Genomic DNA, 10,673 nt, shown 5'->3' with positions numbered 1-10,673 from the left:
CACTTCCGGTGTTACTTCACCAAAGATGGAAACGCCTGCTGCTCCATTTTCAATGGCCAGCTTTACCGCTTCACCAAGATCGGCGTAGTTGCCGTGGAAATCCGGCAGATACAAGCCGGCATACAACGGGAATGCACCGTGTAAGCCCTTCACACCTTCTGCCACTGCATCGCCGATCCAGCTTACATTTTCCTTATAAAAACCATGGTAGATCATCGGGCAAATGGCATCGAGCGGCCAGTTGGTCCAGTCCTGGCGAACAATACGTTTGGCAATTTCAGGCGTGGGAAACACTGCTGCTGAAATAGGTTTTTTATGTTGCCTGGCTACTGCGGCCAGGTTACTCACTACGTTAGTGATCCTGTCGTAGCGGAACTTCCGCCAGGAAGGGCTTTGATCCGGATGCTCCATTTGCAGCGGGTCTACGCCGCTTTTTTCTTTATAAGCGTTGCGGCATTGCTCACAGTAACAAAAATCATATTCCGGCAATTCTTTAGATTGATCAATACCATAATTGCTCCACAGATTCACGGGTAGTATCACATCGCAGAAACGGACGTAGTCGAGGTGAATACCGTCTACATAATCCAATGAAAGGATTTTCTCCACCTGGCTTTTCAGGTAGTTCACCACTTCGGGTTTACTGGGGCATAACCAGCGGTAGTAATCCACATAGGGAGGATGGTTAGCACAGGATTCACCTTTGCGGTTTTGCGCATACCATTCCGGGTGACTGGCCAGTAACTCCTTCTCTCCCCTGTTCATGGTCCACATCCAGCGGTGCGCTTTGATACCGTTGGCTTTCGCCGTTTTAAAATGCAACGGACTATCGGCTTCAAACATAATATCGGTGATGCCGGCTTTGCTGTAAGCCGCATATCTTGATTGCAGAACGGCCGCAGTATCTTTATGATCCGGGTTAATCCATACCCGGTGCTGCACGGCATTTTTTTCCAATGTGGGCGCTGTAACGCCCAAAGCAGCACTGGCAGGTAGTACTGGTTTTACCAATGCCAGCCCGCCTATACCCAATGATTTCATAAAAAGACGTTTATCCATAGCTATTATTTTCTGTTATTATAAACTTTGCCTTCCTGGTTAATATTTACAGAACCGGTAAAATTGCTGCCGGTAACGCTGGCATTATATTGTAACGAAATGCCTTCCATTTTTAGCGTATATACCTGGCCGTTAGGTCCGGTTTGTTTTTCCGGGATTTTCAGTGCTTTTAAACTGCCGGCATACCGCCCGTTGGCTTGCCTGTATTCCAGTTGCGCGCTGTAGATCTGCCAGAGGTATTGCCGGGCTTCCTCCGCAGGCGGCAATTGAAAAGTAGTATTGGCTTTGCTGGTAAACAGCAAGTAACCCCAACGTTCAGGTGCATGCATGTTTACAATGCCCTGCGGCGACCATACCCAGTTGTGTTCCGGCTGTTGCAGTTTTACATACTTTCCGTTTTTAATATCGGTGTCCCATTCTACCCTTGAAAAATTGATCCGCCAAAGGCTGTTTTCAGCCGGTTGCTGATTCCTGCTGAAAAAGCTGAGTGCACTGAAAGGTATGGCCATTTCCACGGTCCACTCCTTATCCGTATCGGATGGGTTATTGATGGTACCGTTAATATGTATGGCGGTGATAATCCCTTTGGTATCCCAGTTTATCAAAGCCTCTCCCATATTGCGGTATGGCTTACCCATGAAAAGGTCCATCACGGTATTTAAAGCATTGATCTCTATTTCGTAGTATTGGTGGGTATCTCCATCTGGATCTATAAATACTTCAAAATCATTATCCCGGAAAATGATAGCATCATGATCTGTCAGTGTTCCCCAGATATGAGGTTCCTGCAGGGTAGCCGCAATATAAAGATACTGCTGATCCCACATCATCTTTGCCCTGGTACGCAATGCGGGTGCAGGTTTGGCGTCGCCTTCAATATCCTGGAAATCATCAGTCCAGGGGGCTTGCTGCCACCCGGCTTCTTCCAGTTTGCCATCGATTACTACTTTGTCTTTCGTTTCCTGGCATACATAATGCCGGGGTGTTCCTTTGAACGGTTTAAGTGTTTCCCGCGCGGTTTGCGCGGAGATTGTCTGACTCAGGATTATGATGATTACGCTGATTACACTGATTTTTTTTTGTGTGTTGAAAGGAATTTTTTTCATTTATAATTTCCGTTAATTAATCTTCTAAACTCAAGGCTTGGCTGGCCAAAGTTAATAAGTAATCCGGTTTCTACGTTATATGCTTCGAGATAGCTTTTAGCCTGGGATAAATGGGCTTGTTCTAACCCTATTAAAGCCTTTAGTTCTACGGCTACAACATCTTCTACAATGAAATCAGCTCTTCTGTCTCCTACACGTTGCCCTTTATAATATAAAGGAATCTCTTTTTCTCTCATAAAATGAATTTGACTTTCACTCATTTCAATGGCTAATGCCCGTTGATAAATCACTTCCTGGAATCCTGATCCAAGTATGCGATGTACTTGCATTGCACAACCGATGATTTTTTCGGTAAGCTCCGAATGTTTATAAGATGGGTTAATCATAAATTATATATTAGGTCAAACAAACAATGACGCTAATTTAACCATTTCAATAATCAAAAAGAAGAGCCGGACAAAATATCCAGCTCTTCAAAAAAAATAATCAAATGAATCAAAAAATTCAAAAATTCAAAAAGATAAAATCAGTGTAATCAGCGTAATCATCATAATCCTGAGTCAGACAAAATCCGCTGCATTACCAAATGCGCACCCTTACACTATCCGCCCTGTACATAGCATCACCGGGTTTTACGCCGTATACTTCGTAGAAGGCGTCCACGTCGCTGAACGGCCCGTTCACCCTGAACTTGGCGGGTGAATGCACATCTGTGAGTACCTGCCTGGCGAGGGATTCCTTTTTGGTATGTCCCAGCCAGCCGAGTGCATAACCCATGAAGTACCGTTGTGAGGGAGTGTAGCCGGCAATTTTCTCATTCTTTTTAAACTGCTCTGTTTTTTTGAATGCTTCCCAGCCCAGCAGGATACCGCCGAGGTCTGCAATGTTTTCGCCGAGTGTAGCTTTACCGTTGATGCGTAAGGTATCTACTACTACGTAGTTGTTAAATTGTTTCACCATTACAGCTGCGCGCTCATTGAATTTTTTCTCATCGTCTTTGGTCCACCAGCTTTTAAGGTTACCGGCGGCATCAAATTGGCGGCCTTCATCGTCGAAGCCGTGTGTGATTTCGTGCCCAATGGTGGAGGCGCCGGCATAGCCGTAAACAACAGCATCGTCCAGCTCTTCGTCCCGTTTACCGGGAACGGTGAAAATGCCGGCTGGCAATACAATTTCGTTGTTGCTGGGGTTATAGTAGGCGTTATATGTTTGCGGGGTCATATCCCATTCGGTACGGTCTACCGGTTTACCCAGTTTGTTGATCTGGTAATTCTGCCACCATTGTTGTGCTGCTTCAATGTTCTGGTGGTAGGATTGTTCCTTGATATCCATTGCGGAGAAATCTTTCCACTTATCGGGGTAGCCTACTTTTTTCGTGATCTTCGATAGTTTATACAGTGCTTTTTGTTTGGTGCTGTCGCTCATCCAGTCGAGGTGTTCAATACGTGTTTTTAGTTCGCCGCGTATTTCTTCCACCAGGTTTTCATATCTTTTTTTGGCGGTAGTATTAAAGAACTCTTTTACAAACAGTTGTCCCAATGCCTCTCCCAGGGCGCTTTCTTCTGCATCGAGTACGCGTTTCCAGCGGGGCTTTTGTTTATCCTGTCCTCTCAGGAGAGTACCAAAAAAGGCAAAGTCGGTATTGGCGATGGTATCGCTGAGATGCGAAGCTGCAGCGTTGATCAGGTTCCATTTAAGGTAGTCTTTCCAGGTTTGAAGTGGTTGCGACTTAACGGCATTACTCAGGTTGGTGTAAAATTCCGGCTGGCCAACAATAATGGTATCTGCAAATTTATTGATGCCTTGTTGTTTGATGAAATCATTCCAGTCTACATTCCCGGCAATTTTATTTAACTGGGTCACTGCCATTTTGTGGTAGTTCGCTTCGGGGTCGCGGAGTGCTTCCAGTTTGCGGCTGTTTTTAGCCAGGCTGGTTTCCAGTTGTACAATGCCGGCAGCGGCCTTTTTGGCGGCGACGCTGTCGTAGCCAACAAACTGCAGCATTTTGGCAACGTGTGCAGGATAGGCATTTCTTATGTTGGTGGTACGTGCATCGGTATTAAAGTAGTAATCACGGTTAGGTAAACCTAATCCGCCCTGGTCCAGCTGAACGGCAATCAGTTCGCTGTTTTTGGCGTCCTGGCCTATGTAAAGACTGCAAAAGGCGCCGGTGTTCATGTTCAGTTTGGAAGCTATTTGTACCAGTTGAGGAATGGTGGTAACTGCATCAATAGCTTTCAGTTCCGCCTCAATAGGTTTTATGCCTTCCTGGTTGATGCGAACGGAATCCATGCCGCTTGTCCAGAACGCTGCAATTTTTTTAGAGATAGGATCGGTGGGATGCTCCACGGCTTTTTCATTGATGATACGCAGGCGTTTGTACAATTCTTCCTTTACAAGATTGCCGATCCCCCATGAACTGTATTCAGCCGGGATAGGATTGCGTTTTATCCAGCCGCCGTTGGCATAATCGAAAAAATCCTGGGCGGGGTTCACGGTGCTGTCTACGTTAGCGGCTACTGCATCGGGGGTGGAAGAAGCGGTGTCGCCGGGCTGTTGCTGCCCCTGGTTACATGCCACAAAGCAGGTAACGGCAGCCAGGCCGGTTAGGGTGAGGATGGATTTTATCATAAGCTTTTTAGATTTTGTTAGCAGAAGAAAGATAATTATTTTTTGGCACCCCGGTTATTAAAATGGGCTCAACGGCAGCAGGAGAATATAAAGTAAATATTGTACTTTGGTATAAAGTCATTTCCTTACCGCTTATGATTAACAACTTAAAGACTGGCCGCATTTTATCCATAGATGCCTTCCGCGGAATAACTATTCTTGTCATGATTTTTGTTAACAGTGTGGCCGGGGTAAGCGGCATCCCGTCGTGGATGCAGCATGCGCATGGTAATGAAGACAGGATGACTTTTGTGGATGTTGTTTTCCCTGCTTTTCTTTTTATTGTAGGTATGTCCATACCTTTTGCCATCAATAGCAGGTTGGCGAAAGGGGATACTTTCTGGCAGTTGCAGCGGCATATTATATGGCGTACCCTGGGATTGTGGGTACTCGGTATTTTTATGGTAAATGCAGAATTGGTGAATGCTGCTGCTACCGGGATAAGTGCGGCCGCCTGGTCGCTCATGTTTTATATATGCGCCATACTCGTATGGAATGTTTATAAGTTCAAACAAAACTGGATCTCCTGGTGCTTCAAAGCTGTGGGCGCCATTGGATTAATTATACTGGCTGTTATTTTTCGTGGCGGAGAAGAAGGAACAGATCGATTAAGCCCGCATTGGTGGGGCATCCTGGGGTTAATAGGCTGGGCCTACCTGTACGCATGTATTACTTACCAGGTATTTAAAGGTGTTGCAGGAGGTATTATGCTGATGATAGCCGTGTGTATCGGGTATTATATTTTATGCAGGCAGCCTTTTATGCACCAGGGCGAATGGAGCTGGCTTACTTCCCAGGCGCGCAATGCTGCTCATACTGCTATTGTTTTGTCGGGAATGCTGCTAACATTATTTTATTTTGATGATGACCTGGGACTGAATGGAAGTAAGCTGGTGGCAAGAGTAATGGGATACTTTTCTTTATTACTGATCGCCGGTGTTATGTTAAGACCCGCCTACAAGCTATCCAAGATCCAGGCAACGCCGAGTTGGTGCCTGTATTGCAGCGCTATATGTGTAGCTGTATTTTCTTTATTATATTTTCTGACAGATGTAAAACACATCAGCAGGTGGACAGCTTTCTTCCGTCCGGCGGGATCTAATCCTTTGCTAACCTATATACTGCCGGATATCGTTTTTTATGGAATGTTGCTCACGGGGATCAGCCTGCCGGCTGTACTGGGAGAAGGATTGCCAGGTATTGCCTGGTGCGCTTTTTTTGCAGTGATCATGCTTTTCCTCGTAAAAGGATTAAACAGGCTGGGAATCCGTTTACAACTGTAACAATCTTACACGCTGGTTCGTTATAACTCTCGTAATGTAGAGAAATATCTACGTGAAACGCATCTGTAACCGGTGTGCAGTATGTAGATAGGTAATGGCATTTGATTTGTCCCTTTAGTTACGGAAACAGATTTTTTATCCCAAAGTTCCCCCATGAAAAAAATTGCAATTGTATTAGCGTCAGCAGGATTGATTTTAGCTATCTTAGCGCAGTATGCCTTAACAAACGACTGGATGTGGTTCAAAGTGTTCCATACCGCAGGATTTGTTGGCTACATATTAATTATCAGCGGTCTTGCTTGCTTTTGCCTGTGGCTGATTCATCAGTTTTCCCGCGATGAAAAGAACAGGATAAAGCGTTACTATCATCGCCGGCACGATGAAAGGGAAGTGAACACTGCGCAACAGTAATGATTTATGTCAGACTTCTTCACACTTAAATTTGAATATAAAGGACATCCGCATATCCTGGATGTGCAAACTGCTCATCAGCAATTCAAAACGGTTTATAAAGTAGCCATTGAAGAGCATGAAATCACTTTTGAGCCCGATGAAGAAGGTTATGTACGCGCTGTTTCCAGCAAGCCTATGCATGATCATCTGAACCCGGTAGACGTAGGTTTGTTGCATCACGTAGCCGAACTCATTATCCAGCATATACAGTAGTAATTACGCCGCATCCGGTTTCTCTTGTGGTTGTGAGCGGGGCACATGCTATAATAGCTATGCCTCATCCGGTTTCTCTCCCCGTATTTCATCGCGCAATGATTCAGGGTCCCAGCCCTGTCCTTCATCCAGCCAGGTTTTTACACGGTCGGAAGAAATAAGTTTTTCCATTTCTTCAATCCGTTCCTTCATGGAGCTGATGTATTGTTTTTTGTCGTCGCGGAGTGCCGATAACCCTTTCAGGGTTCGTTCATCCTGGCGGAAGAAAGTGCGGGCGGCGCGTTCGCTATGATAAGCCCTTTCGCCCAGCATACGCAGGGCATCTACCCCAACACGGAGGGAAGTATCCACTGTTTCACGATAAATATGCAATACGCCCATGTCCATCAACTCAAAAGTATCTTCATTATTTTCAGCCCTTACCAATAGTTGCAGGTGGGGGAAATACCGTTGCGCCATTTTCACTATTTCCAATGTTTGTTCCGGATGATCGGTGGCGATGATCAGCATTTTGGCATCGGCAGCGCCTGCGGCAGCCAGCAGGTCATACCGTGACGCATCTCCATAATATACCTTAATGCCAAGGTTATGAAGTGCATCAACCCGGTCGGAATCAAGATCAAGGATAGTAGCGTTAATACCGTTTGCCCGGAGGAAACGTCCTGTCATGCTGCCAAAGCGGCCAAAGCCTGCAATGATCACAGGGTTCTTTTCCGTGATCTCGTCGGCTTCTCTTTCCGCTTTTACTTCAGACCGTGTATAATGTGGCTGTATCACTTTTTCATACAGCAACATAATCAACGGGGTAAGCGCCATACTGATGGCTACTACTGCAGTGATCATGGCAGTCATTTCTTCGCTCATGAGCCGCGTTTGATTGGTAAAGGACAACAATACAAAAGCAAACTCACCAATGTCTGCAAGAGCAAAGGCAAACAACAGGTTCTGATCAGTGCTCAGTCTGAATATTTTTCCGAGTGCCAGTAACACAATAGCTTTCAAGGCCATGATAGCCACTACTAATCCCATGATCAGCCAGGGTTGCTCCATGATTAATCTAAAATCGATAGAAGCGCCTACAGCAATAAAAAATAAACCGAGCAATAATCCTTTGAAAGGCTCAATGTCACTTTCCAGCTCATGACGGTATTCACTGTTGGCCAGTACTACCCCGCCAAGAAATGCGCCCAGTGCGGAGCTAAGACCCACCAGGTTCATCAGCACGGCAATGCCCACCACCATCAGCAATGCGGTAGCGGTAAATAGTTCGCGTACACGGGTACGGGCTATGATACGCATTAACGGCCGCACCAGGTACCTGCCGGCAATAATAATAATGGCTACAGCCCCCAGTACCACCAGCGTTTGGGCCCAGGCAGGTAAATTATCTCTCAGGGAAGGTGCGTGCGATGCAGCGTTGTTGGCAGCATTGCCGGCCAGTAAAGGGAATATGGCCAGCATGGGGATCACGGCAATATCCTGGAACAGCAATACGGAAAAGGCGCTCTGCCCGGCTGAAGTGCTCATCCATCCTTTTTCATTCAGTGTTTGCAACACAATGGCTGTAGAGGAAAGCGACAGGATCATGCCCAGCGCCAGCGAAGTATTTATTGGTTGCCCCAACAGGTAGGCAATGCCTGCAATGGCTGCGGCACTTAATATTACCTGCAGCCCTCCCAATCCCAGGATGGAGGAGCGCAGCCGCCATAGCAGCGCCGGTTCCAGCTCTATACCTATCAGGAACAGCATCATTACTACACCAAATTCTGCAAAGTGCATAATGTCTTCTCCCTCTCTTCCTATAAAACCCAGCAGGGAAGGCCCGATAATGATACCTGCTATCAGGTAGCCCAAAACGGCGCCCAGTCCCATCTTTTTTGCCAGCGGCACAAATACAATGGCCGCAGCCAGGTATACCATCGACTGAAATAGCAAAGAATGTTGATCCATATTATCTGGTTTGAGCGGGTAGTTGAAGTATTTGATGCAGATGTTCCAGGCCAGGCAACGGCGTAAGATCAAATTTATCCCCGCGGAGGCGCTCCAGCACCTGTTTCAGCCTGACGGCGTCTTCCTGGATATCGGAAATATCCTGCCGGTGCACGCCATATATAATATAAGGAGCTGCATAATGCATATTACATAACTTAGCCGTTTGGATAAAGGGCAGCAGGAAGTCGTGTACAGTATGTCCGTGATGCCCGTCCGGCTGATAAGAATGTTCAGAACCGCCTGCCGTGATGATATTGCCGAAATACTTTCCCTGTAAGGCTTTCCCGGTATGCCCGTATGCCCATCCGTGTTCCAGCACCAGGTCCATCCATTGTTTTACAATAGCCGGTGCGCTGTACCAGTAAAAAGGATGCTGCATAAAAATAATATCATGCTGTTCCAGCAACTTTTGTTCACGGGCTACATTCACATCCAGGTCGGGGTATTGCTCATATAAATCGTTGAAAGTAATACCCGGCATGTTCTTAATCACCCGTAGCAAGTGGGCATGTACCCTGGATTTTTCCAGGGCGGGATGCGCAAAATTTATCAGAACTCTGGCCATTATCGGATTTTCGTATAAAGAAATTTAGGCATTTTGTTTCAAATGTGGCGCTGCGGTGTTAAATCTCCCGTATGAAAGTTATCAGCCTTCGGAATATTCCTGTAATAACGAACGGTATTTGTTGAGAATGGTGGATTTGGAGATAAAACCCACCAGCTGTTTATCCTGTATTACCGGGAGGTTCCATGCCTGGGCAGTATCAAATTTCTTGATCACCATGTTGATATTATCTTTCAGGTTAACTACCGCCGGTGCGGCCTGCATCAGTTTTTTTACAGTCACCTTATCATACAGTTCAGGGTTGAACATAACCGGCCGGATATCGTCCAGTGTAATAATACCTTCAAACAGCTGATCCTGGTTTACCACGGCAATAATATTCCGGCCGCCTGCTTTTACCAGTTCTATAATTTCCCGCAGGGTGGCGTCAATAGAAATGGTTTGTACATCCTTTTCTATAAGGTCGTCCATTTTCAGAAGTAGCAGGATGTTTTTATCATGGGCGCGCGTAAATATTTTACCGTCTTTTGCCAGTTCTTTTATTTCCGGTGAGATGGGAGAAAACCATTTTGCCATCAGGAAGGAGATCGTGGAAACGATCATCAGTGGAATGAAGAGGTCATACCCCGAGCTGGATTCGGCTATCAGGAAGATAGCGGTAAGCGGCGCGTACATTACCCCGGCCATTACGCCGGCCATACCTACAATTACCAGGTTGGTAAAAGGGATGTCGGTAAGCCCCATCTGCTGGCAAACCATGGCGTAAAAGAAACCCAGGAAACCGCCGGCGAACAGCGACGGGGCAAAGTTCCCGCCATTACCCCCGCTTTGTATAGTAACCGAAGCGGCCAATGCTTTCAACAGGCATACGCAGCCGGCAAACACCAGCAGCATCCAGCTCTGGAAGGGAAAATACCGGAAGAAACTGTTTTGAAGGATCGCTTCACCGTGGCCCGATGCGAGCGATTTCACACTGGTATAGCCTTCCCCGAATAAAGGCGGCATGGCCACGCAGAGCGCCGATACAAGTATGCCGCCCAGTATAGCCCGCTGAAGGGCTGTCCAGTTAAGCGAGTGAAAAAAATGTTCTATTTTCTGAGAGATGACTACGTAATATCTTGCATAAAACCCCGAAAGTATTCCCAGGGCTATATAATAGGGTACATTGTGATAGTTAAAAGCAACCCTCGATTCAAAATGGAACAATGCTTCTTCCTGTAAAATAATTTTAGAGAGCAAACTTCCGCAAACAGCCGCCACGACTAACGGCATGAAATCAGAGAACACTACACCGGTAAGTAATATCTCGAAGGCAAACATCATCCCGGCAAT

Annotated in this window: 10 protein-coding genes; 3 read left to right on the top strand and 7 right to left on the bottom strand. The window is 46.3% G+C overall.

Annotated elements, in window-relative coordinates; translation table 11 throughout:
* The 4 genes from VN105_RS01670 to VN105_RS01655 form a co-directional block, all read right to left on the bottom strand.
* Window positions 1-1,059, bottom strand: a 1,059-nt coding sequence (locus VN105_RS01670; RefSeq protein WP_325637284.1) for a family 10 glycosylhydrolase, incomplete at its 3' end; no start/stop codon positions are given.
* A 5-nt stretch (window positions 1,060-1,064) separates the two neighbouring features.
* Entirely contained in the window at window positions 1,065-2,165 is a 1,101-nt protein-coding gene (locus tag VN105_RS01665) for a carbohydrate-binding family 9-like protein (protein ID WP_325637282.1), read from the bottom strand.
* Window positions 2,162-2,551, bottom strand: coding sequence for a GxxExxY protein (locus tag VN105_RS01660; protein ID WP_325637280.1), 390 nt, complete (start codon window positions 2,549-2,551; stop codon window positions 2,162-2,164). Before VN105_RS01660 ends, VN105_RS01665 begins: the two co-directional genes overlap by 4 nt.
* Window positions 2,552-2,744: 193 nt before the next feature.
* A complete protein-coding gene (locus VN105_RS01655; RefSeq protein ID WP_325637279.1) occupies window positions 2,745-4,796 on the bottom strand; it encodes a M13 family metallopeptidase in 2,052 nt (683 codons plus the stop codon).
* A gap of 62 nt (window positions 4,797-4,858) precedes the next feature.
* On the opposite strand from VN105_RS01655, the gene VN105_RS01650 reads away from it, so the two are divergent.
* The 3 genes from VN105_RS01650 (at window position 4,859) to VN105_RS01640 (ending at window position 6,784) form a co-directional block, all read left to right on the top strand.
* On the top strand, window positions 4,859-6,118 hold the full coding sequence (locus VN105_RS01650) for a DUF5009 domain-containing protein (protein WP_325637278.1): 1,260 nt from the start codon (window positions 4,859-4,861) through the stop codon (window positions 6,116-6,118).
* A 153-nt stretch (window positions 6,119-6,271) separates the two neighbouring features.
* Window positions 6,272-6,529, top strand: coding sequence for a hypothetical protein (locus VN105_RS01645; protein ID WP_325637276.1), 258 nt, complete (start codon window positions 6,272-6,274; stop codon window positions 6,527-6,529).
* A 6-nt stretch (window positions 6,530-6,535) separates the two neighbouring features.
* Window positions 6,536-6,784, top strand: coding sequence for a hypothetical protein (locus VN105_RS01640; RefSeq protein ID WP_325637274.1), 249 nt, complete (start codon window positions 6,536-6,538; stop codon window positions 6,782-6,784).
* A gap of 57 nt (window positions 6,785-6,841) precedes the next feature.
* On the opposite strand, the gene VN105_RS01635 is transcribed toward VN105_RS01640, so the two are convergent.
* From VN105_RS01635 to VN105_RS01625, 3 genes are all read right to left on the bottom strand, one after another.
* Window positions 6,842-8,734, bottom strand: coding sequence for a monovalent cation:proton antiporter-2 (CPA2) family protein (locus tag VN105_RS01635; protein ID WP_325637272.1), 1,893 nt, complete (start codon window positions 8,732-8,734; stop codon window positions 6,842-6,844).
* Between the two features lies 1 nt (window position 8,735).
* On the bottom strand, window positions 8,736-9,341 hold the full coding sequence (locus VN105_RS01630) for an NAD(P)H-dependent oxidoreductase (RefSeq protein WP_325637270.1): 606 nt from the start codon (window positions 9,339-9,341) through the stop codon (window positions 8,736-8,738).
* 81 nt (window positions 9,342-9,422) lie between these two features.
* On the bottom strand, window positions 9,423-10,673 hold a 1,251-nt coding region (locus tag VN105_RS01625; RefSeq protein WP_325637268.1), incomplete at its 5' end, for a chloride channel protein.

Source organism: Chitinophaga sp., assembly GCF_035564935.1.
GTDB lineage: Bacteria > Bacteroidota > Bacteroidia > Chitinophagales > Chitinophagaceae > Chitinophaga.
Note: the sequence above shows the minus strand (reverse complement) of the source record. Positions and strands in the feature narration are given on the sequence as shown.

What these genes read in the sequence shown, in the direction of transcription:
- VN105_RS01665 (WP_325637282.1), bottom strand. Translation starts at nt 2,165, where the DNA reads ATGAAAAAAATTCCTTTCAACACACAAAAAAAAATCAGTGTAATCAGC.
- VN105_RS01660 (WP_325637280.1), bottom strand. Translation starts at nt 2,551, where the DNA reads ATGATTAACCCATCTTATAAACATTCGGAGCTTACCGAAAAAATCATC.
- VN105_RS01655 (WP_325637279.1), bottom strand. Translation starts at nt 4,796, where the DNA reads ATGATAAAATCCATCCTCACCCTAACCGGCCTGGCTGCCGTTACCTGC.
- VN105_RS01650 (WP_325637278.1), top strand. Translation starts at nt 4,859, where the DNA reads ATGGGCTCAACGGCAGCAGGAGAATATAAAGTAAATATTGTACTTTGG.
- VN105_RS01645 (WP_325637276.1), top strand. Translation starts at nt 6,272, where the DNA reads ATGAAAAAAATTGCAATTGTATTAGCGTCAGCAGGATTGATTTTAGCT.
- VN105_RS01640 (WP_325637274.1), top strand. Translation starts at nt 6,536, where the DNA reads ATGTCAGACTTCTTCACACTTAAATTTGAATATAAAGGACATCCGCAT.
- VN105_RS01635 (WP_325637272.1), bottom strand. Translation starts at nt 8,734, where the DNA reads ATGGATCAACATTCTTTGCTATTTCAGTCGATGGTATACCTGGCTGCG.
- VN105_RS01630 (WP_325637270.1), bottom strand. Translation starts at nt 9,341, where the DNA reads ATGGCCAGAGTTCTGATAAATTTTGCGCATCCCGCCCTGGAAAAATCC.